General features: G+C 48.5%; 15 protein-coding genes. 2 read left to right on the top strand and 13 right to left on the bottom strand.

Going from position 1 to position 23,897, the window contains the following annotated elements:
* Positions 1–22: 22 nt before the first annotated feature.
* A complete protein-coding gene (locus DW096_RS06895) occupies positions 23–1,246 on the top strand; it encodes an FAD-binding oxidoreductase (protein ID WP_117867101.1) in 1,224 nt (407 codons plus the stop codon).
* Positions 1,247–1,493: 247 nt separating this feature from the next.
* On the opposite strand, the gene DW096_RS19550 is transcribed toward DW096_RS06895, so the two are convergent.
* Positions 1,494–1,700, bottom strand: coding sequence for a hypothetical protein (locus tag DW096_RS19550; RefSeq protein ID WP_007665878.1), 207 nt, complete (start codon positions 1,698–1,700; stop codon positions 1,494–1,496).
* Between the two features lie 51 nt (positions 1,701–1,751).
* Positions 1,752–2,114 (bottom strand): YtxH domain-containing protein, encoded by a 363-nt coding sequence (locus tag DW096_RS06885; protein ID WP_016278370.1) that lies wholly within the window; start codon positions 2,112–2,114, stop codon positions 1,752–1,754.
* A gap of 694 nt (positions 2,115–2,808) precedes the next feature.
* Here DW096_RS06885 and DW096_RS06880 point away from each other — a divergent pair.
* Positions 2,809–3,324, top strand: coding sequence for an outer membrane protein (locus DW096_RS06880; protein WP_117867100.1), 516 nt, complete (start codon positions 2,809–2,811; stop codon positions 3,322–3,324).
* Positions 3,325–3,477: 153 nt separating this feature from the next.
* Here DW096_RS06880 and DW096_RS06875 read toward each other — a convergent pair whose 3' ends face one another.
* The 11 genes from DW096_RS06875 to DW096_RS06820 all read right to left on the bottom strand — a co-directional run bounded on the left by DW096_RS06875 (position 3,478) and on the right by DW096_RS06820 (position 23,762).
* Positions 3,478–5,028, bottom strand: a complete 1,551-nt coding sequence (locus tag DW096_RS06875; protein WP_057089093.1) for a right-handed parallel beta-helix repeat-containing protein — start codon at positions 5,026–5,028, stop codon at positions 3,478–3,480.
* A gap of 26 nt (positions 5,029–5,054) precedes the next feature.
* A complete protein-coding gene (bglX, locus tag DW096_RS06870) occupies positions 5,055–7,331 on the bottom strand; it encodes a beta-glucosidase BglX (RefSeq protein ID WP_117867099.1) in 2,277 nt (758 codons plus the stop codon).
* 12 nt (positions 7,332–7,343) lie between these two features.
* Positions 7,344–9,560 carry an alpha-galactosidase gene (locus DW096_RS06865; protein ID WP_118930864.1) on the bottom strand — a complete coding sequence of 739 codons (2,217 nt, stop codon included), beginning with the start codon at positions 9,558–9,560 and terminating at the stop codon, positions 7,344–7,346.
* Between the two features lie 77 nt (positions 9,561–9,637).
* On the bottom strand, positions 9,638–10,327 hold the full coding sequence (locus tag DW096_RS06860) for an SGNH/GDSL hydrolase family protein (RefSeq protein ID WP_057089100.1): 690 nt from the start codon (positions 10,325–10,327) through the stop codon (positions 9,638–9,640).
* 18 nt (positions 10,328–10,345) lie between these two features.
* A complete protein-coding gene (locus DW096_RS06855) occupies positions 10,346–11,710 on the bottom strand; it encodes a trehalase family glycosidase (RefSeq protein ID WP_117867098.1) in 1,365 nt (454 codons plus the stop codon).
* Between the two features lie 25 nt (positions 11,711–11,735).
* Complete coding sequence (locus DW096_RS06850) at positions 11,736–12,860, bottom strand: glycerophosphodiester phosphodiesterase family protein (RefSeq protein WP_227212687.1); 1,125 nt, start codon at positions 12,858–12,860, stop codon at positions 11,736–11,738.
* Positions 12,861–12,898: 38 nt separating this feature from the next.
* Positions 12,899–14,764: a beta-L-arabinofuranosidase domain-containing protein gene (locus DW096_RS06845; protein WP_120151109.1), complete on the bottom strand. Its 1,866-nt coding sequence runs from the start codon at positions 14,762–14,764 to the stop codon at positions 12,899–12,901.
* Positions 14,765–15,132: 368 nt separating this feature from the next.
* The gene (locus DW096_RS06840; RefSeq protein ID WP_016272753.1) at positions 15,133–16,638 is read right to left on the bottom strand and encodes a RagB/SusD family nutrient uptake outer membrane protein; all 1,506 of its coding nucleotides are present in this window, start codon (positions 16,636–16,638) and stop codon (positions 15,133–15,135) included.
* Between the two features lie 20 nt (positions 16,639–16,658).
* Positions 16,659–19,883 (bottom strand): TonB-dependent receptor, encoded by a 3,225-nt coding sequence (locus tag DW096_RS06835; protein WP_117867096.1) that lies wholly within the window; start codon positions 19,881–19,883, stop codon positions 16,659–16,661.
* Positions 19,884–20,694: 811 nt separating this feature from the next.
* Positions 20,695–22,503, bottom strand: a complete 1,809-nt coding sequence (locus DW096_RS06825) for a beta-N-acetylglucosaminidase domain-containing protein (protein ID WP_117867103.1) — start codon at positions 22,501–22,503, stop codon at positions 20,695–20,697.
* A 149-nt stretch (positions 22,504–22,652) separates the two neighbouring features.
* On the bottom strand, positions 22,653–23,762 hold the full coding sequence (locus tag DW096_RS06820; RefSeq protein WP_080782251.1) for a glycoside hydrolase family 43 protein: 1,110 nt from the start codon (positions 23,760–23,762) through the stop codon (positions 22,653–22,655).
* Positions 23,763–23,897: the final 135 nt, after the last annotated feature.

The following is a 23,897-nucleotide window of genomic DNA, read 5'->3' as shown; positions in this document are numbered from 1 at the left end:
GGGGGAATTAACAAAATATATTATGGACTTACATTCAGGTTTACCCTATTGGATCGTCAGAAATTCCCTATTGGACTATTTCCACCCTTTGGAGGATGATCTGTCAACAGATATCGTCATCGTAGGTTCGGGTATAACAGGCGCTTTGATGGCACACGAATTGTGTCGTGCCGGAATAGAATGTTGCGTGATTGACAAACGCAGCATCGCAACCGGAAGCTCTGCTGCAAGTACCGCTTTACTACAATATGAAATAGACGTACCCCTCTGCCGGATGGCAAAAATCATCAGGGAAGAAAATGCAGCAACCGCCTATCATGCATGCCTGCAATCCATTTCTGATATAAAGAAAGTACTAAAGGAAACAGATGTCGATGCCGGATTTGAGCAATTGTCCAGCGTCTTTTATGCCAGCTGCTCGGCAGACAACAAACTTCTGGAACAAGAATACGAAATACGGCAAAAGCATGAATTGCCGGTCAATCTGCTCAAGAAACAAGAAATCAGAAAACGATATAAGGTGAAAGTGCCCGGCAATGCCCTGGTGAATGAAACATCCGCACAGATGGATGCCTACAGAGCTGCAACCGGACTGCTCACCTATCATATGAAGGAGAACGGTCTGAAGGTCTTTACCCATACCAACATAAAGAAGTGCACTGAAACATCTGATGGCTGTATCATGATAACAGACAAAGGAAATAAAATTAAGTGCGGATATGTAATCGTAGCCACCGGATTTGAGGCCGGACAATTCCTTCCCAAAAAAATTATGGATTTGACTTCTACTTATGCACTCATATCACATCCGGTAGCCCCCGAATATCTCTGGCCGGAACATTGCCTGATCTGGGAAACAGCCGATCCATATCTTTATATCCGTACCACCGACGGAAACCGTATTATTGTAGGTGGTGAGGATGAAAAGTTCAGCGATCCAGAGCACCGTGACTCACTACTCAGAAAGAAAATCCGTATTTTGGAGAGAAAAGTCAGAAAACTATTCCCCGATATCCCTTTCAAAACAGAAATGGCATGGTGCGGTACCTTCAGTAGCACCAAAGACGGGCTACCTTTCATCGGCAATTGGCCCGGCAAGGAACGAATATTTTTCGATCTGGGATATGGCGGAAACGGAATCACTTTCAGCATGATCGGAGCGCAAATAATTTGTCATAAGCTACAAGATATTAAAGATGAACGTAGTCACGTTTTCGGCTATGATAGAATCGAAAAATATTGGTAAGACAGACAAGAAGAAAAGACCTCTCTCTGTGCATTCTTTTAGGTACGGATTTCACGGTTTTAATTTACCCCGCGTAATCCGTGCCTAAAATATTATCATAATGACAAGTCTCATATACTTTTGACATTACCTTTGTATACTCCTATACAAACATCCCAAAACAAAAATAAATCGGTCACTTCTATCAACCAACACATTTTTATTTTGGGATATTCCTATCTATTCAGCATAAACAGCTATGTGACCATCAATACCTTTCAAGACCGGTCCCCAGCCACTGTGCCATACGAGGCTTACCATAAAAGTAATAGAACAACAATCCTACCCAACTGGTCAAAACTACCAGGATAATGGCTATTAACCTTCTTTCCGCCGGCGCATGAATACGCCATATCTCTAGAGCAGCTTTGATAGTTAAGACCAATCCTATAATCCATATTACAAATCCAATCATAATTCTTCTTTATATAAGATATTACTACTAACAGAATGATATATAAAAAAATCAATCAAGTTTTTTACTTGCTTCTTTTTTTACATCTTCATACCCTTCCTTTATTTCTGTCTTGGCCTTTTCAGCTCCTTGTTTGACATCTTTCTTCGCATCTTTCAATGCGTCCTTTACAGCATCAGCGCCATCTTGAACTTTATCGGCTACCTTATCCACTACAACTTTTCCGGTATCCGCCACTTTTTCCTTAGCTTCATCTAACAGGTCTTCCGTCTGACCGGTTATCTTATGAAAAACGTTACATACTTTTTCCTTCAATTTCTTGGCTTTTGAAGTACGTGAGAAACGATAAGCCAGAGTACCGATGACCGTACCTATTCCCAGGCCGATCCATAAACTAGAATTTCTATTTTCCATAATTAAGTTGGTTTTAAACGATTAAAATAATTAAAGTTCAATTTTCTTTCTGTTATAAGACAGAGAAGCGATCCCGATAACAATGTACCATAAAAAATACATAAACTATTTTTTAAAGTAACACACTCAGTTCTGAAATTTACATGTAAATATATAGATAGATATATCATCCGCTTATTTCCAATATAAAGGCATATCCTGCGATCCTTTATTTTATTATCACTTTACCTACCTGCGGGAACTTGAAAAGAAATAAACTATTGCCCCGATGACAGAACTGGCTATTAGCCTGACCCGCAAATCAAAACTTAGACTTTTCATGGCTGTAGATTTTAATAATGAAACAATCCTGATATTTTATCCTTTCGTAACAATGCAGGTTCAGTCAGTTACGACAATGTAATATACCACTTGCTCCTTTCTCTACAAACTGGCAATTCAAATGTAACCAACTTTAATCCCTGCCATATACTAAAAACACAGCATTAAAAAAAATGGTTCGAGGCATAAAAACGGAATTAACATCATTTTTTGCTTTATAAAAAATTGAGAAAAGCGCTCGTATATTAACATCAAAAGTCTTTGTATATGTAACAATATATAGCAAACAAATGTAAGCAAACGTTTGTTATTTCCATTAAAAGGAGATCATTCTTCTTTTAAATAAATATTTTATTAACTAAATGCCTTAATTATGAAAAAATTATTCTTGCTGGCCATGATTGCATTGGCATCTGTGGGCATAAATGCCCAAACAGTTAAAGGTGAAGGCTCTTTGATGGGCAACATCGGTTATCAAACGAACTATGAGAGGTTCGGTTTGGGAGTACAAGGACGTTACGCGATAGCGAATAATCTCCAGATTGCTCCGGATGTAACGTTCTACTTTCCTAAAGACAAAGTTACCGGACTGGATGTAAGCGTGAATTTCCATTATGTATTCAACTTTAAAGAAGACGGCCAAGGATTTTCGGTCTATCCCCTTGCAGGTATCGGCATGCAGAACAACTTCTATGGCAAAAAGAGTGTTGAGATAGACGGGAAAGAAATGGAAATGGACCGGAGCAACTCTACCAAATTCGCTTTCAATTTGGGAGGAGGTATCACATTACCCATCTCCGAACGGAGTTATCTGAATGCAGAAGCCAGGTTTATGTTTGCCAAAGATGACAATGTGGCAATCATGCTGGGATATGGATACAGATTCTAAAAAGCCAGCACGCTGATAATCTAATTGTTTTTCAAATAATAAACACCTTTATCAGGCATTTACAGTGTCATTTTACCGTTAAGTAAAATGACACTGTATCTTAAGTAACACATCGCTCACGCTCTATATTACCTGCTCTTCCATTACACAAATTCAATGCAGAATGACGGGGTCCTGGTCTACCCCATAATCTTCCGGTTTATAATATCTATCTTTGGAAGGAGTCGCCAAAAAACAACTATTTCCCAACACATCACAAATAGCAGGATACACTTTTCCTCGGGGCGTTCTCAACAGTAAGATACAATATTCGTCCTTAACAACATATCCCAGCTGGAAGGAAGTTCTATCCGGGCTTTTAAGCATCCTGCTATGTATTTCGGGTTCCCCTCCTGCAAAGAGCAAATCCAGTTCTACCACACCATCTTTTGCCAAATCCAACTTTAACAAATTACGATACGGAGAAGCAAACACAGCTCCCAAAACGTACCACTGCAAGCTATCCACTGCCTGTAAACCACCTGTTGCCTGCTCCGGTGCGGACAGCACATCACATCTTTTTTCCCTTATGCGTTGCATCAGGGAGAAATCGAAAGGACTTAACAAGTGAGAATTTCTCATTGCACAATTCACAAACGAAAAATTCCCCTCCACATCATTCTTTATAGCCTCAGGGCCGACATCAAAGATTCTATAACCCTGTTTTGCCACTTCGATGATACAGTTCGACATCTTCGCTTGAAACGGAGTCGCCGCCTTATGGTCCCGATAGAGGAAAGAAGTCCCGAAATCCGACAAATAGGAATAGAAGATGTTCTTGTCCAGCACCAACGTAGGATTCCTGTCTGCCGCAACCACAATGCCACGGTCCACCGTGTCATAATACACCTCGTTAAAAATGAAAAAGCCATCCGCTTCCACACGTATCCCTTCCGTAGAACGGAAACCTTTCAACCCCAAGTCCAGACCGCCAGTGGTGTGCATGGAGAGAATATGCAGGTTATTCAAAATATGTCCTGCCGACTTTGTCACGAGTCCATACTTCGTACTGTATATAAAGGTATTGGAAATCTTACAGTCACAGCAGGCTTGGTCTATATAGATACCATATACCTCTTCGTTGGACGAAATGCCTTGTATGGTCACATTGTCTATTTTGGTGTCACTGCTTCCCGTTCCTCTGAAGTCGTCGGTAACGCCGATGCGGATATGTGTGTTGCGCCCCTTAAACAGACTGATGTATTTCAGGGAAACCAGCTGCTTTAAACCGTTGACCATAATCCCGTTGTCCACGTTAGAACAGTCGAACATTCCTCCTTCGACATAAGAGAAGCGCCGATGAGTAACATCGGGCGTTGTCATCTCCGAATAACCGACTTTCAACAGTGCTTCCATCGGTAAATCGGTCTTTATCAGCGCATTTTTATCAAAGAGGATGTTCACGTTCTTCGTATAGTCGTAGGGAAGGACAACGGGTTCCGACAGATTATATATGCCGGCGGGGAAATACAATGTCTTCCCGTAACTTCTCGTTACAAGTTCATTCAGTTCAGAGCCTATCACAGCCCCATCGTTCCGAATGCCATGCTTAATGACAGAAACAATGTCACTTCCCTGCCCCACTCGCTTTCCCGCCCGGAGCGGCAGGAAAGCATACAGCAGAAAGCCACAAAGAATAATCAAACCATATTTCTTTTCTTTCATGATTCCATTTCTTCAGATTAAAAAAACTACTCAGCTTTGAACACCTTCGTCTGGACATCACGGCTGTTAGGACCGACCATCACTTGAAACTCACCCGGATCATACCCGTATTGCAAGTCCGAATGGTAGTATTTCAAGTCCTCCTCTGTCAACGTGAACACCACTTCCCGCTTTTCCCCCTTCTTCAAGAAGATGCGCCGGAAAGCTTTCAGTTCCTTGACGGGACGTGCCACCTCAGCCATCACATCACGCAGATAGAGCTGTACGATTTCCGTACCGTCACAAGTACCGGAATTGGTGACCTCCACAGAAACCGCCAGTTCTCCGTTCTTGGGAAGGCATTCCGAACCAAGCCGTATATCGCCATACTCAAAAGTCGTATAGCTCAGCCCGAACCCGAAAGGATAAAGCGGTTCATTACTTTGGTCAATATAGTTACTCTGGTAGCGGTTGAACACCCCATCTTGCGGATCGGGGCGACTGGCACTCAAATGGTTATAGTATAACGGCATCTGTCCTACGGCACGTGGGAAACTGGTAGTGAGCTTTCCGGCAGGCACGGCGTGCCCAAACAATACATCGGCTATGGCATCGCCCGCCTCACTGCCCGCAAACCATACGTTCAGTATAGCAGGAACATGTGCCGTTTCCCAATTAAGCACCAACGGACGTCCCGTAAACAATAACAGCACCACCGGCTTTCCCGTCTTCACCAGTTCTTTCAGCAACGCTTGCTGCGCATCCGGCAGTTCCAGTTCCGTACGTGAGGCCGATTCACCCGACATATCCGCACACTCACCCAAAGCGGCAACAATCACATCCGCACGGGCAGCCACCTGCAACGCCTCCCGAAGTAATTTCCCATTGTCTCCACGCTCCAAAGGACGGAAGCCGACGGCGCCTTTCTCCATTTCCTCCTCGTAATAGATATTGCTGCCTTTGGCATGAAAGACTTCGCCCCTGCCCTTCATCGCGTCGCGCATCCCATCGAGCAGGGAACGGTGGTCGGAAGGAACACAAGTCAGACTCCACATGCCGCACATATTGTTGCGGGCATCGGCCATAGGTCCTATCAGCGCTATCTTCTTATCCATAGAAAGAGGCAGCAGACTTCCCTCGTTCTTCATCAGCACGAAGGTTTCACGTGCCACCTCACGCGCTTCCTTGCGGTGCTCGGGCGTAAAGATTTCCTTCTCCGCACGTACCGTGTCGCAGTATTTGTAGGGATTGTCAAAAAGTCCCATTCTATACTTAGTCTCAAGCACCCTACGACAGGCACGGTCAATATCAGTTTCAGAAATGAGTCCTTCCTCCAATGCCGACTCCAAAGTATCCAGAAAACCGGCGGTGACCATATCCATGTCCGTTCCCGCCTTCAGAGCAAGCACGGAAGCCTCTTTCTTGTCGGCCACGCCGTAAGTTTTCATCTCTCCGATGGAATAATAATCGGTAACTACCATGCCGCCAAATCCCCACTCGTTACGAAGAAGATCGGTCAGCAGCCACTTATTGGCAGTGGCAGGAATGCCATCCACAAGGTTGAACGCGCTCATCACGCTCCCCACACCCGCCTCAACGGCTGCTTTATAGGGAGCCAGATAATTGTTGTACATGCTCAATCTGCTCATGTCCACCGTATTATAATCACGTCCCGCCTCGGAAGCACCATACAGTGCAAAATGCTTGACACAAGCCAGTATTTCATTATTAGCCTTCATAGCATCGCCCTGATAACCATGTACGTATGCCCTCGCCATCAAAGCGCCCAAGTAGGGGTCTTCACCGTTCCCCTCGGCAATGCGTCCCCAACGGGCATCGCGGCAGATATCCACCATCGGACTGAAATTCCAGCAGATTCCGTCGGCACTGGCCTCAGTAGCCGCCACGCGTGTCATCCGTCGGATGGCGACAGTGTCCCAGCTACACGACATGGCAAGCGGTATGGGGAATATTGTCTCATAACCGTGTATGACATCGGCTCCTACAATCAAGGGAATCTTCAAACGGGTTTCCTCCACGGCAATACGTTGCATCTCTCTGATTTTCCGTACTCCCTTCACATTGAAGAAGCCCGTGATTTCCTGCTTCCGTATCATTTCCGTGAGTTCGCCGTTCATCACCGTACCAGTCACTAAATCGCCTCCCGAGGGCAGGTTCAACTGGCCCAGTTTCTCCCGTACAGTCATCCGGTCCATCAGTCCGGTCACAAAACCGTCCATCTCCGTGCTATCCTTTCCCACAAACGAAGAACAAGCCTGCAGGAAGCATGCAAGCAGTACAACTGCAAAATATCCAACTTTCATATTTCTAATATTTTAATGGTTCACCTCTTCCAGATACAATATCCGACTGGCATAATCACTCATTTTATCTGCATCCATCCTATGTTCTCCGGGAATCTCCAGTCCGTGGCTCATCAGGAAAGAGCCACTCAGTACCTTTCCTTCAAAGGCAAGAGGAATATTGTCAATGCGGTTCAGCTCACGAATACGGTACTGTTTCCCCGCATCCAATCCTGCCATCCTGACACGCGGCAACTGCCGATTGACAAACTGTTCCAGCTTCCACCAATAGAAGACGGCTTTCGACTTATCTTCGCTGGCATACAACAGTGAGGCTACCCCCTGTCCGTCATACGGTGACACCAGCCGATAAAGTTCACCGAACTGCACCACCGGACGAATCTCTTTGTAAGCAGCAATCGCCTCACGGCAAAGATTCTTCTCTTCATCCGTCATATTCCGGGGTTGTATCTCCATACCGAGCCTTCCGCTCATTGCCACATCAATGCGATATTTCAAGGGCAAGCTGCGATGCGTCTGATGGTTGGGCGCAGCGCTGATATGCGCTCCCATAGCGATAGCAGGAAAGAAATAGGACGTTCCCCACTGGATATAAACGCGTTGCAAGGCATCTGTATTATCGCTGGTCCAGAATTCATCAAAATAGGGCAAATAGCCATAATTGACACGACCGCCTCCACTGGCACACGCCTGAATCGTCACATCAGGATATTTTCTACGGATGCGTCGGCACACATCCTCAAATCCCTGATGATAAAGAATACTCAGATGGCTTTGCTCGTCCTTGTCCAAATGGACAGAACCGTGGTTCAGCACCGGCATATTGGCATCCCACTTGATATATTCTATTTCCGGATAACGGGCCAGCAAGGTATCCACCGTATAAAAAATGAAATCCCGCACCTGGGGGTTGGTAAGGTCAAGCACCGCCTGCGTGCCACCGCGCGCCGTAATGAAGTCTTGTCCGGGGACTTTCATCACCCAGTCGGGATGCTTCTCGTATAGTTCGCTGCGTGTGTTAATCATTTCGGGTTCAATCCAGATGCCGAAACCGATATTATGTTTCGCGGCATCACGCAATAGTCCGGCAATGCCGTCAGGCAGTTTCTTCGGGTTCACCACCCAGTCCCCCAGCCCGGCGTTGTCAATATCACGCGGATGCTTGTCGCCAAACCAGCCATCATCCATCACAAAGAGTTCGCCTCCCATCAAGGCTATGTCTGCCATCATCTGCTCCATATCCTTCTGATTAATGTCGAAATAAACACCTTCCCAACTGTTCAGCAGTATCTTGCGGGGCTTGTCTCCATTGGCCAGTTTATGTTTCCGTCCCCATTTATGGAAATTACGGCTTGCGCCGCCCAATCCCTCTTCCGAGTAGGTGAGCGCCAACGGGGGAGTACGGAATACCTCGCCTTTTTTCAGCCTGAAGGAAGCACCTTCCTCATCCATACCAGCAAAGAAGTGGTGATAATCGCCGTCATCCGTATTGATTTTCAGCCTATAGTCACCGGTATAGCAAAGGGCTGCGCCGATAGTACGCCCTGTGTTTTCCTGTGGTTTCCCGTCCAGCGAAAACATTACTTCGGCATGAGCAGTATGCGAATTGCGTACGCCATCGATATTCTTTATCAGCCTGATGCCGGGTTTTAAAGGTTCCTGAAGCAACCTTGCCTCGTTGCCCCACCCACCGTAGAGGCTGGAAAGCCACACATCGCCTCTGCGGAGAGGAAGATAAGACGAAGCAAATTGAAGGAGCGTTACCGGAGTCTTCTCCGAATGGCTGAATTCAGTCCAGGTTTCAATCACATCCACATCGCGATATGCCTTGTAGCAGAGATTGACGTAGAAGGGATAAACACAATCCTTCAGTTTCACAAGGGTGAGCATAGCATCCGGCTCTTGCCTCACTTCCACATCCTGCACATAAAGCCGGGTGGCTATCGCCCCATCGGCATGTCTGATACGGAGAGCGGATTCACCGGGCCATCCTATTCCATAAGAAGGATAAGCAACATGATGGCACGTACCTGCCACATTCATCTGCCGCAAATCATCCTCCGATAATCCGGTTCCGTAGTAGAGATACCTTAGTTCGCCTCCTACCGGAGCATCAAGCACCAATGCGAAGGAAGGGGTGGACACAACAATCTGCCCGGCGACAGCGGGCAGTGCAGCCAATAACAGTCCTGCCAGACAGAGCCACAAAATATTTTTCAAATTTTCCATACCAATAATCTATAAACCAATTCATATCAATCAAGTCCCGAACAATGCGGCTCCCTGGCGTCACATTCAGGGAAGCATCATCGCAAAGTGTCGAATATCGCCTCGGCTATCTTTCGCATGCCCCGGTCGTCGGGGTGGGCAATAATAAACTCCTTGGTCACGGTATAAGGCTTTCCTTCCACATCATGGAGGGTATCGCCCACCTTGGGACGCGAATCATACAGACGGTCTATCCAGTCAATCGGAATAAAGGAAATGCCGTGGGTACGGGCGGCATGAATAATGGCACGCTCCTTCTCGGCATCTTCCCAAAAGCAACCGGTGATGACCACCCTGCCCGCTTTCTGTTTGCAATATTCCACCAGGCGGAGAATGCCCTGACGGAACGCCTGCTTATCCTGCACATTCTCACCCAGACGAATCACGACAAGGTCTTTGCCGCGAACAGCCGAACCTATCAATGAATCAATATCGCACGCCAGATTGCGTTCCCAGTAAGCGATGTTGAGCGGGGTAACCACCGTGCCGGGATGTTCTGCGCAGAGCAGCTTCTGCAACTGGTGGCAATAGTCGTTCTCTTCCTTCGAAGCTGCCATGCCCCACTCCGAGAACCATTCGATATCAGCCTTATATTCATGCCGCGTAATGGAATTTCCCAGGCAAAGCACTTTAAGGGAAGCTCCGCCCGGTCTAGACTTCTTATTGTTTCCTCCCGAAACGGGAAGACAGATTACGGCCATGATACAGGCCAGTAACAAATGTTTCATACTCTTGCTTGATAAAAATTAAAATTCATTCACCGTCTCTTTACCGTCCAGCCAGGCAGCCATGTTCAGCACCAGCAAGTTCCAGTTCTGGAAGCCCTTGTTGAGAATGGGCTCGCCGTTGTCGGGCATGTAATATTCGTGCAGCGCACCGAAACGCTCATAGTCGCGTCCCAGCAGCAACACGGTCTTCTCCGCCAACTCCCGGGCATCTTCCGTATAGCCGTAGCGGAGCAGTCCCCGGAAAACAAAGTAGTTGACGCATATCCATACCGGTCCTTGCCAGGAAGAAGGATTGCCGCTGGCACGCACGTCGTACATTTTTTCCAATGGAGAAAGAGAACGCACACCTGCCGCTGCATTGAACAAACGGGAATCGCGATATTGCCGTTCCACGATTTCGCGCGCCTGCTCGGGAGTGGCTATTCCTGCCCACAACGCCATGAAGCCGCTCCACACACTGAAACGTTGTATCAGGCAGTCGTAAGTACGGGGCTGCCCGGTGTGGTAATGAAAGCCCGGCGCAGCGGGCTTTTCCACCGGAAGCAGGTTAAGGTCTACACTGTAGTAGAAGCCGTCGCGAGGGTCCCAGCAATGCTTGCGGATATTTTCTTTCAGTTCCTCCGCTTCGCGGGTGAACCGATTTTCCAGATCGGGCATGCGGAGCTGTCTTGCCAGGTAAGCCATGGCAAGCAGTTCCCTATACATCAAGGCATTAAGGAAGATGGAGCCCGAGCTTCCGTGAGGACGATAGAAGGTACTGGGGTCATTGTCCACGCCAATCATTTCATCGTTTTCCCAATAGAGCAATCCGGTGGCCTTGTGGCGATGGTAGTTGAGGTACTTGCCCACAAACGTCTGCAAGTTATAAAATCCCTCACGCAGCCATTCGGCGTCACCGCCCGTCTGCTCCACTACGAAAGCAGCATGCTGCGCCAGGACGGGTTTGTGCATATTGGTCTTCCATGGATTGATTTTCTGCAGCAACTGCCAGCGCTCTTCCGTATTGTCAAAGATGCAAATGGGAATCCATCCGTCGCCTCCGCCATAGCTGAGGAAGTTGAGAATACAGCCTTTCTCGTAGGCAATCAGTTCCTCACGATCGTCACTGGTGCCGTTTTCCACGATGATTTGCCGCAGGGCTATGTCGCTCAGCCATGAATCCCAATCCCACAACTGGTTGGCATACTGCCCGCTGCCGGGCACAAGGAAAGGATACTTCAAAGCACCGACCGGTTGCCGGTACATGCCCTTCATATTCTTATAAATATGCTGCCGGCAGATTGCTTTGTATTTTTTCAGGTTGTCGGCATTCCTTTCGGGTAATTGCGCCGTCAATGAAACGCTGACCACAAGCCCGAAGCACAAAAACAGTATCTTCTTCATATATTTCAAAACACCTATTGATTTTTCATCTTAATCCCTTCTTCTCCAAGGCTGCAATCAACTCGGCAGGCACGTCCGTCTGAATCATCCGCACAGTGGGGAATATGTCAAACAGTTCGTCAAGTTGCCTGTCGTCCAGTGCATATTCGGGTATGGCCTGGTCGAGCACCCACAGCAGGCAGACGGAGGGAATCATGCCCAACTCTACCGAATCGCCCAAAGAGGGGCTTCTGCCTTCGGTGGCATACGATGTCTGTACGAAGAACGTACGCGGCAATCCCTCCAGCAACTTGTGCCCTCCTACCCAAGGATAGACGTTGGCATCCTCCACCACACCGAGCACCTCACGGGTACCCTCTTCCACGCCACTGTAGAAGAATACGGCTTCCATCATACCCGTCCGGCACACCACGTCCACCACTTTCCCGAAGATACCTTGTCCGGTACATTTGTCGATGTCTACATACGCCCGTCCGCGTACGGCGGTCAGATACTCTTCCAATGTGGGCATCTTCTCATCGGTGGGTTTTCCGGCACGGTCTTTCAGGTTGTACTGCAGGATTTCGTCATAGGTCATGTCGGCAATCCGGCCTTGTCCGGTGGTAGTGGCGTCGATGGTCTCGTCGTGACATACCACGAGAACACCATCTTTTGTATGCCTGACGTCGCACTCCAGAATTTCAGCGCCGGCGGCCACGGCAGCCTCTATCGCACTGAGAGAATTCTCGGGAATGGTCTTGTCCTGCGTATGCGCCCGGTGGGCCATGACCCACACCTTCTTGTACGAGGGGTCTTTGAACTGCTGCATGGCAACGCTGAGCGCCGGCAGGTTGCAGACGTGTATACCGGCAGCCAATGTTCCGGTTGCCGTCTGTGCCTTGATGGTGTAATCACCCTCCTTGGTATAAGCGTGTGTCAGGAGTCCGTTGTTCCTGCCCGTTTCCACAGTTCCGTCTCCGAAATCCACCGTCACCTCCATGTCCGGAGCAACGTTGTCCAGCTTTATCTTTACCACCTCATGCAACATGGCATACTCACTTACCGATATGCGGGGTGTTTGTGTCTCTACTTCCTTTTTCGCTCCCTGGCAAGCCGTCAGAAGAACCAGCAGAAGGCCGATGCACAGATTCATTTTCTTGTTATAGTTCATATTTTATCTCTTTAAAGGAATTTCTACCAGTTTTTCCATCAATATTTCCGGTAAGGTTCCGTCATCATATGCAGGGTTTGCGGAATCCATACCTTGTAGCGGCCTTTCGGAGCCCAGTCGTTGCCCGCAGAGGCAAAGTCACAGAAGCGCACGGGCTTGGCCGTCTTGTTGGCGGCATCTTCCAGGTCGGTGCCCAGCACAGCGGGAACTTCCAACGTAATCCAGGCAAATGAGCCGGACATATTTTCGTGTACTGCGGCCTGCACCACACCCCGCTCATCGCTCCGGATGACGGCACACTCATCCACATCGCCGTCGTCGAAACGGCTGTCGCGGGCAAATACCAGCGGACCGCGCACCACTGCCTGGTGGTTATGATTCTTCACTACTTTGGTTTGAAGGTCGAATTCCAATGTCACTTCATCGCCCCGCTTCCACATACGGTCCAGGCAGAGATAACCGCCCCGGTGCAGCACTTCCTGCTCTTGCCCGTTGACAAAGGCCTTCGCCCCGTCTACCTGCGAAGGGATGCGCAAGGAGAGTTTAAAGCGTTCGTCCCTCTGCGGTTCCACTCCGATGCTTACCTTTCCGTTTACGGGATAACCGGTCTCTACTTTCAGGGCCACTGCATTTTTCCTGCCCGTCTTCACCGTAGCTTCCATCGGCACATAGAGATTGAGGAATACACCGTCTTCTTTTGTCGCCACCGCCATCTTCGGAATCAGGGCGAATCCCCGGGGACCATTGGCGTTGCAGCAGTTGATGTGCATGCCGCATTGCTCCTCACCCGGCTGTCTGCGTCCTTCCAACGGACTGTACTTGGAAATCTGTCCTCCGTCGTGTTTCATCGAGGCGAACAAGGCATTGTACATCGTCCGTTCAAACTCCTCGACGTAGAGCGGATTGCCCGTGTCGCGCCACAAACGGCTGCAGAACTGCATGTAGGTGAACGTCACGCAAGTCTCCATCGTATGATAAGCCGGCAGAGTCTGCTTGTCCTTGCCTCCATACCAGCACTCGAAGGCCGCACCCGAACCGGCAATGTTTATCTCGTCGCACCGGATACTCCCGGCCGTACGCTCGGCGGCTTCCTTGTAAAGAGGGTCGTCCAGCACACGCCCCAGTTCTATCAGACCTTCGTAGCAGGACATCATCTCGTAAGCCTTCTGCCCGTTTTCGAACGACCACCACGATGCCGGATAAGCCGAACGTTGCGATACCGGCACATCTTTCAGCGCTTTGGCTATGAGTTGCGAACTGCCCTCCCGCTCGATGCCCGCCACGATGCTTTTGGCAAAGTCGAGGTAACGTCTCTCGCGGGTAATGTCATACAGATAGACCACCGGTTCCAGAATGGAACAACTTGCCATACCAAAGTAATTGCCGGTACGGGCAATGTCGATGTGCTGTTCGTGCAACTGCTTCATCAGGTAATCCACCGAACGCATAGCGGTCTGCAATGCCGCCTTGTCGCCGGTCAGGCGATAGTATGCCACCAAGGCAAGTGCCGAATATTTCCTGCCCCAGATGTCCCAGTTGGTCAGCCGGGCTTCGGGGATGTAGTTACCTATGTAGCCTTCCGGAGTCTGGGTCTGCATGAAACCCCGCACGCCAGTCTTTATCTGCTCCAGCAACGCAGGGTCCTTGCAATACTCGTAAGACGAAATGGCCCCCAGCAGCCACTTGCCAAAGAATTCGGACTGCCACAGGCTTGTCTCCCCGCGATGACGGAAAGGCTCTACCAGATGCTCCACATCCTGCGATTTCACCCGCTGCTCGATGCAGGTATGAATGCGTCCGCCTACAAAACCGCCAATGCGGATGTCCTCTACCCTGCTCTCCTGCCCCAAAACCGGCAAAGAGCCCCAGGCACACAGTCCTAACAACAATACTCTATAATTCATCGTATATCCATATTTTGATAATATCCATAAAAAACATGCAAGTGCAAACAGTATTTTTTGTCCGAATTTATATACACGCAATCCAACATTCCGCAAACAGCTAAGCATCAACCATTTACGGATCATCCTACCTCAGTCGTATACTTAGGGTATCTCACTATACGACTGAGATACCCTAAGTATACGACTGAGGTACCCTCATTATACGACCTTGCCTGAAAACAATCCATCTTGTAATCTTTTTATACCTTATTCCCCAAAAAGACGAAGTGCATAAAAAAAGACAAATCTCCCCCCGCAATCTTTTCCGGAGAACAGAATACGGAAGGAGATTCTTAGTGTTTGCATCCAATCATCATCCTGCTTTATCAATATCCGGGGTTTTGTTCAATCACACCGCCCGACTCGGTAATCACCTTCGGTGGAATGGGGAACAATACCATGTGGTCCTTGGCTGCGGTACATCCGCGATTTCTGGCAAACTCAATATATTTACCGAAGCGTATCAGGTCCTGACGGCGCCAGCCTTCCATAAAGAGCTCGCGCCCTCTTTCCATCAGCAGGAATTCTTTAAACTTCTCCTTGCTGGATTGTATATCTGCCGGAATGGTATGCGTGACGCCCACACGGTCGGTAATCTGTTTCAGATAGCCCAGTGCCTTGTCCGTAGGTCCGTTCAGCTCGTTCTCTATTTCGGCCAGAGAGAGGAGTACGTCCGCATAACGGAAAGCCACGATATGCGTATTGCCATTGGAATACTTCTCGGAGTCGTTACACAGATATTTCACCGGAACAGCCCCCTGCTGGATACGGTCATCACTTGCGCCACCTCCCCCGGGACGGGTATAAAGCGTGCCGTCTGCGCTCTTGTAAGAGTCAAATATCACCTCCAAGCGTGCATCTGCCTTGTCGTACGTATCGTAGAACTCCCACGGCATCAGGTAACCTCCCCAACGGTTTGCACCGGATTTATATTCAAAGTCCTTTCCAAAGGTGATACAGTTGGGCGGGAAAGCATAGAAGAAATATTCATTGCCGGCAAGCTCGCCACTCGGAACAGCCCACACCGTCTCATCGTTCATTTCATTGATAAAGATATCCTTATAATCATCAGACAGTTTGTAGCCCATCGTCTTCATACTCTCGGCATAAGGCAAAGCCTTGTCATACTGATGGTCATTCATATATGCCTTCATCAGCAGCATGGTGGCAAGCCCCTTGTTCACACGCCCCCAATTGCCCGTACCGTTGGTCTTGTCATAGAGGTATGGAAGCGATTCCTGCAAATCGCTCACCATCCGGTTGAAATAGGTCTCTTTCGTGGGACGTGGCGTATAACCGATATTGCTCAATTCTTCCGGTTCGAGTACACAAGATACCGGACCGTACAAGTCATAGAAACAGAACATCAGCCATGCACGCAATGTCTTCGCCTCGGCTATCTTGGTAGCCTTTGCCGCTTCGGGCAGACCACCCACCTTCTCCAGCTGGTCGAGAATGAAGGTGCATCGCGTAATGTTACGGCTAATGGTATAAGTCATGAACGTGTCCCAGGCACCTGCCCAGTTGAAATCGTATAAGCGGTTGCCCTGATGGCGGCATTCGTCCGAAGTAAATTCCGAATAAGCCCACCAGCCATCGCCTGCCGCATAGATAGGCATGGCCCAGCCACCGTTTGAATCGTCCCACATACCGCCTGAATTGGCCTTGAAATTAGCATACATCCCTACCACCAACGCATCAATATCTTCTACCGTTTGCGGAAAGTTTGCATTTGTCAGGCTCGAAAATACTTTTTGGTCCAAGTCGCATGAATGGAGCATCACACCCATGCACAAGGCAACCGCCCAACTGATTATCTTTTTTGTTTTCATCTCTTCTTGGTATTTTTAGTTTAGAAATTAATGTTAACACCCAATACGACTGTAAACGGAATGGGGAACGGTGCAAAGTTGGTTCCCATTTCCGGATCCAGACCATCGTAGTTGGTCAGCATCAGCGTGTTCTGCAAATCCACGAATACAGAAGCATCCGAAGCAATCTTATTTCTCTTCAGGAATTTCTCAGGCAGCATATAGGTCAGCTTGATATCCTTGAAGCGCCAGAAATGTACGTTCTTCAGTGTAAAGTCGTGCATGCCGGTCTTATTGTTTCCGCCCGTCACATCTTGTGCAATACCGGGATACCAGCCGGTAGGATTGTAGGAAGTCCATCTGTCCTTTACGCGTACACTGGTGTTATCGTCGCCGATGCCTCTGAAGTGCCATGCATCGTGTGATTTTCTGCCCAATACACCATACGTGTCAATATCCAGCATCCAGTTTTTGAAGCGCAGGCTGGCACCCAGACCGAAATTGGCCTTCGGATCCCACGTACCCAATTTCACGATGTCATTATCATCCATCACGCCGTCTCCGTTTACGTCCACATACCTCAGATTACCCGGTTTGGCATCCGGCTGGAGCACCTTGCCATTCGAAGTATAGGCTTGCACCTCTTCCAAAGAGTGGAAAATCCCATTGGTTTTCCAGCCGTAAATCGGACTAAGGTCATCTTTTTCCTTCAGCCATGGGCTGATAGCCACTTCCGGATTACGTTCCACCCACTTGGAACGGTTATGCGCCACATTGGCATACGCCGTCAGCGTCCAGTCTTTCTTATCGATGAGGGTACCTTTCAATGACACCTCGATACCTTGGCTTCGGGTAGAACCTACATTCTTGGCAATATTCGTCACCATACCGGTCACGGGAAGCGGAGTGAAATTGAGCAAATCCTTGGCTGTACGCACGTAGTAGTCCACACTACCGGTCAAGCGGTCATCGAAGAAACCGAAGTCGAGTCCGGCATTTATGGTAATGTCCGTTTCCCACTTCAAATCCGGATTACCTTGCTGTTTCTGAATGATACCCTTATGATAAACTCCACCGAAGTAGTAATAGTCACCGTTAATGGCATTGCCATACGTAGTCAGCGAATAAGTACCGCCGGTCAGGATGCTTTCGTTACCGGATGTACCGTAACCGGCTCTCAACTTCAGGAAGCTCAAAGCGTTAAAGTCTTTCATGAATTTCTCCTCAGAGATAATCCATGCAGCGGAAGCACCGGGAAACCATCCCCACTTGTGGTTGTCGGCAAATACGGAAGAGCCGTCGTTACGGAGCGTAACGCCCAGTATATAGCGGTTCTTGAAGGTATAGTTCAAACGGCCGAAGAAAGAGAGCTTGTTGCGCCAGGTCTTCCACGAGCCCAGATTGCTTCTTTCAAGGTCGGCCGTAGAGCCGATGTTGTTATTCTCGTACACATCCGTAGGAAAGTTGTAGCCCATCACGTTGTGCGCCTTGGAAGTGGTGATGTAGTATCCCGTACCCACCACTGCATTCAGGTGATGATTCTTGGCGATGTCCTTGTCGAAAGTCAGGTATTCTTCTATTCCGTAGTTGTCGTTGAACGAATCGGAGAAACCACCGTAGTTCTTTTCTATCTGTGCCGGCAACTTAGCCTTAGATGAGCCGAAAATCTCGCGGTTCTCGTCTGTCTTGTCCACGCTCAACTGCACGTTTGCCTTGAGCCACGGCAGGAATTTCACTTCCAGATTGGGCGAGAACATCAGGCGCTTTGTCACAGTCTGGTTCTTGATGTGGAACCAAACGGCCGGATTAGGCGTCAGCGGAGAGATGGAAGTGGTCGTATTTCCGTTTTCATCGTATAGCGGCATGTTCGACGGGAAGTAAATGGCAGCGTTGGTCTGCACCGCCTCATTGGCATTCGAATGGGTACCCGCATCTCCCGCCGACGGATTGTTTGCCGACAAATGGGAGTACATGCTTGCCACGCTCAGCTTGACGTTCTTATTGAAGTTGGCCTCAAAGTTAAGACGGCCGCTGAAACGTTTCATGTCACTGACCTTCAGAATGGAATTCTGGTCATAGTAGTTGAACGAAGCATAAAGCCTGAACTTCTCCGAACCGGCATTGATAGCCACATTGTGATTATGGATAAGTCCGGTACGCGTAATCTCGTCCACATGGTCGTAAGTCTGCGCATTGCGTATTTCCTCGGCCGTAAATGCCTCTGCCCACCCCGAAGCGGGAGCCGGTTCCGTACCGTAAGGGAAGTAGTTGCCGCGATAGAGGAACTGCTCCATTCTGGAAAGGTTGACGTTGGTCATGTATTCCTGAGCATTGAGTACGTCATAATATTTGCTCAGCCCCTGCACTGAAAAAGAGCCATTGTAAGAGATGCGGGGCTTTCCGGCCTGTCCTTTCTTGGTGGTAATCAGAATCACACCGTTGGCAGCAGACGAACCGTAAATGGCGGCAGCACTGGCATCCTTCATCACATCGATGGAAAGGATGTCATTGGGATTCAACGTAGCGAGCGGACTTCGGTCGGCACCGTCGCGCAAGCTCAGCTGGTTGGGACCTCCGTTGGAAGCCTTGTTTCCAGTGCTGCTTATCACTACCCCGTCAATGACATAAAGCGGAGAGTTAGAACCGTTGGGAGAAAGTTTTCCACGAATGTTCACACTCATTCCCGAACCGGGCTGTGCAGAGTTCTGCGTAATGGTAAGGCCGGCCACCTTGCCTTGCAGCAGATTGTCGGCACTCACCGCATTGGGCGCTTCAAGCTCCTCGGACTTTACGGAAGAGATGGCACCCGTCACCGAGCGCTTCAATTGTGAACCATATCCCACAACCACCACTTCTTCCAGCAACTCGGCATCGTCCTGAAGAACGACGGTATATTCCGACTTCGAGTCTACCGGAAAAGCGTAGGTCTTGAAACCGATAAACGACACCTCTATCACCTGCCCTGCTCCGGCAGAAATCGTAAAGCGTCCGTCTATATCCGTTATCACACCCGACGTAGTGCCTTTCACTATCACGTTGGCACCAATGACCGGTTCACCGGTCTTGTCTTTCACCACTCCGGTCACATTCTTCTTTTGTTGTACCACTTCCGTCCCGTCTGCTGAAGGATTTACGGCTTCTGCGTGTAAGCCCTGAACCGAACCGAATGAAAACAGACCTACCATCCCCACCATCTGGAGAAAACGGCGGCCACGGTATGTTCCGTTCAGGATTGTGCTTACCAAAAGCGTTTCATGCTTTTTCATAATACGAATGTATTTAAGAATTAATTAAAAAAATTTCGCTGCAAACTTACCTGCAAAAAAGATTAAAAAAGGATAATTGCTCTTCAAAAAAGGCAAATATCCGCTCATTCATGCGTTTTGAACAGTTTGTTTTCATCCTTCACCACCTTCACCTTTTCCCTCAACCTGCCTATCCACAAGCTTTTCCGGTGAAACCGGTTTTACCCTATGCCGCTTTCCCGATGAAACCTCTTTTCTTCGCACTTCCAATTCCCGACAACTCCAAAAACATCTGCAGTTCAAATCTGTTTCACTATAATATAACTATGTATAAATCAACAGATAATTACTGCAAAATTCTGCAATAGTTTTGCAGTAACACTGCAACCATACTTGCAGTAACGCTGCAATAGTTTTGCAGTGACGCTGCAACCATACTTGCAGTAACGCTGCAACAGTTTTGCAGTGGCGCTGCAACTAACTTTCAGTAGCGCTGCAACCAATTTGCAATGATGCTGCAAATCGGTTACAGTGAAGTTCGCCGCCGGCAATTGACAACTCCCGAAACATAAACGCGAGAGCGAACACAGAATTAAACCGGTTTCACCGGAAAAGCCTATGAATAGAGGGATTGAAGGAAAAGGTGAAGGAAGTGAAGAATAAAAAAAACGCTTTTATTCCATTTGGTTTACTCAAGTTTCACAAGCTCACTTCCGTAGCAGACTACGAATACCTTGTCAACATAAGAAGTCGGGCTTGCGAAACTTAAAGGCAGGCTATCGTTTGCATTTTACTAAAAAAGCAATCCGAAAACGGGATTAAAAGACACCCCCTATTTACCGGTACGTTGAACCACCTCCTGATACAACCGGTCGAAAGCAGGTTTCAGATGGCAGCTTCCGGTCTTTACACCCGGCTGGAATCCGTTCTGGTTGTAAGTGGCGTCTATTTTCTTCATCAATACCTGGAGGGCCTTGGCATGAGAAGCGGCTTTCTCCAGTTCCGTCTTTTTGCCGTCACACTGTGCCGCCAACATGCACAGCACTTCTCTTCCATATTCACCCAGCAACTTAAACTGTATCAGCCAAGGACTTATTTCCTTGATTAATGCCGGATTTTCATCGGAAGCCAGCAGCAGGTCGGCAGAAGCAATCATACGTTCGCATTCCTCGGTTACAGCCGATGCAGCGGCGACCTCCCGCTTTCCTTCGCGGCAATAAGCATCCAGCAACCGCTCCAAAGCAGGACGAATCTGTTCTGACTCTTCACGACGGAAATCATGTTCGTTCCCGCCAAGGTCGGAATTGTGTGAGGCAAAGACCTGAAGAGCTGCGGCATGGCCGGGCATCAGGTACCGGACAGCTCTTCTCCACGATGCATCACTCTTGTAGGCATCCATGTTCCAAGCATAATCGGCTATACTGAAAAGGGCGATTTTTGAAGCCTCGGCATGTTCCATAGGGTTGGATATAAAAGCACTTATATCGTCATCGATATCTGTCCCATTGCCATAGACAGCCCCCAGCAAAAGGCGGTCGCGCACATAGTCGGACACGGGGAAATTCCACCAAATGAATGCTTTGCGCTTCAACAGCGGATTGACAAACTGCATCGTAGGCTTATCAATACAAGCCACCACTTTATCGCCCGTCCACAAGATGCCTATGTCCGGATGAAGCTTGCCGCCCAGCGTCGCGAGATAACCTCCCTCGAGCTTAGTCCACAGACGGTTGTACTCCGTAGGACACATCAGCAACGGAGCAACATCCCCTTTCACTTTGACGAAGTTATGATAAATATCATTCAACAGCTCCACCTGCTTCTCCGCCGATGTCCCTTCGCCGGAAATATCATCAAAGAAAACGGCAAAGGCCCTTATCCCCAAACGATACATGCTTTCGAACTTTTCCATCAACAAATCACGGTCTTCCGTATTCCAGCGAATGTCCTTTCCCGGATGGATAGCCCAATAGAAAAGCACTTCGTTCCGCCGCGCACATTCCACCAGTTCTTTCAGCTGTTCGGCTTCCTGAGCAGGATAGGGCTTGCGCCAGTTGGGCGAACTGTGGTAAGGGTCGTCCTTAGGACCGTAAATATAGATATTCATCTTGTTGCGGCCATAGAAATCAAGCTGCGACAAGCGTGCTTCCCGGCTCCAGGGAACGCCATAGAAACCTTCCACCACACCACGGTAGGGTACGTCGGGATAATCCGTCACCTCCACCAACGGCAGTTTGGGCAATGCAATCAGTTGGACCAGCGTCTGCACACCGTAAAAAACCCCTCTACGGTCGGCACCGGCAACAACAATACCTTCCTTGTCTATCTTCAGATAATAACCCTCTGCCTGTTTAGGGATACGTGCAGCATACTTCCTCACAGACTTATCCCCCTTCATACCGATACAAACGGAAAAATCGGCAGTCACCGCAGCATCCGGAAAAAGACCGGCCAACAACTGCTCCGCCGCACTTCCCCGCAAAGTGGCTCCTACCTGCAAACTATATCTTGCAGGGATAAAAACAGAATCCTCACTTCCCACATATTTCTGCGGAGTGGGCTGGAGGTGAAAACCCTGCGCATCGGCTTCCGCCCATGAACAGAGAAACAAGATGCACAAAAGCAATACCATGTTTTTCATCAATACCATATTTTTTTAAGATTCATACTCACAGCAGAAGCACACGCAACTGCCGGATGCAAAATAAGGGCATTTTCCATGGAAAAAAGAAGAAATTCCGACCGAAAAAGGAGAATTTCCGCATCCATAAGGCAACTTCCGTGCCGATTTCAATCATCATTCGCATGTGGCGTCCCCGACGGCTTGCGCAACAGCGTATCCTGCCTTTGCGGACATCCCAGTATCGGAATACCGTCTTTGTCCCACTCCACCTTCTGCATACAGACTTCATACTTCTCTAAAGAAATGAACATATCTTCCAAGTCCTTACGCACCTTATACAGATAGTAATACTCCGTCTCGTCCGGCGAGGGTATGAAACAGACGATGCTGGGAGCATAGAGTTTATCGGCGGTGTTCGAGCTGAATACCGGAACCGGGCACTTCTTCCATGAAGCGGAATCAAGCAAATCGGCAGAAGCATCGGCCATCAGCATGCCTTCACAATAATAAGGGGTCCAACGGCCACTGGCAGCATAATAGAGCAGAATCTTGTCTTGACGAAGCGACCTGAACACCTGAGGACACTCATTCACATAAATCGGATAAGCCGTGCGGTTGCCGTCAATACCTACCCACTGGCACTCCCACTCATATTCGGGCCTCGATATCAGCACGCGCTCCGAAGACAAAGTCCAGGGATTCTCCATTTCGGCAATATAGATACACTGGTTTTCTTCATAAACCCTGCGGGAAGGCCAGCCGCACCACACCAGATACAAACGGCCGTCCTGCTGGAATACCGTAGAGAACATGGCCACATGATTCTCCTTATCGGTGTCAATGCGCCCTTTCAGCCTGAACGTACCCTTCAGCGGATCGGGCGAATCATTCTCCAGCACATAGATACAACGATTATCCAGGTTATTGTCATTCCCGGTGAAATAAACATACCATTTGGAATCAATGTAGTGCAATTCGGCATCATCTATGTTTCCGACAGAAGGATCGGCAGAACTCCACACATTCTTGAATTCTTTCTCCTTGAGCAAAGTGGCATCCTCAGCCGCACGCAGGTATATACCCGACATCCACCCCTGGATGCAATAATACATACCGTGATGAAACAAGACATGACACCCCAGAAAACCGGTAGAAATAGGATTGACATAGCACTGCAAAGAGTCTACTCCGTCCACGTTTTCAGAACGCTTTCCCGAATGGCAGGAACTGAACCACCCGACAAGCAAACAAAGAAAAGCACACTTGATTCTCATCATACGGAAATCATTTAATTTAAGGTATATATACTCAAACAGAAATATCCTGCGACTATTTCCGTTTGGCTCCAAATCTTCCAAAGCCGTCGCAAAGTAATGGATTTTATTCTTAAGAAAAAGCAGCTGAAACAAAAT

This window comes from Bacteroides sp. AM07-18, from assembly GCF_003602695.1.
In the GTDB taxonomy this organism is placed as follows: domain Bacteria; phylum Bacteroidota; class Bacteroidia; order Bacteroidales; family Bacteroidaceae; genus Bacteroides; species Bacteroides uniformis.
Note: the sequence above shows the minus strand (reverse complement) of the source record. Positions and strands in the feature narration are given on the sequence as shown.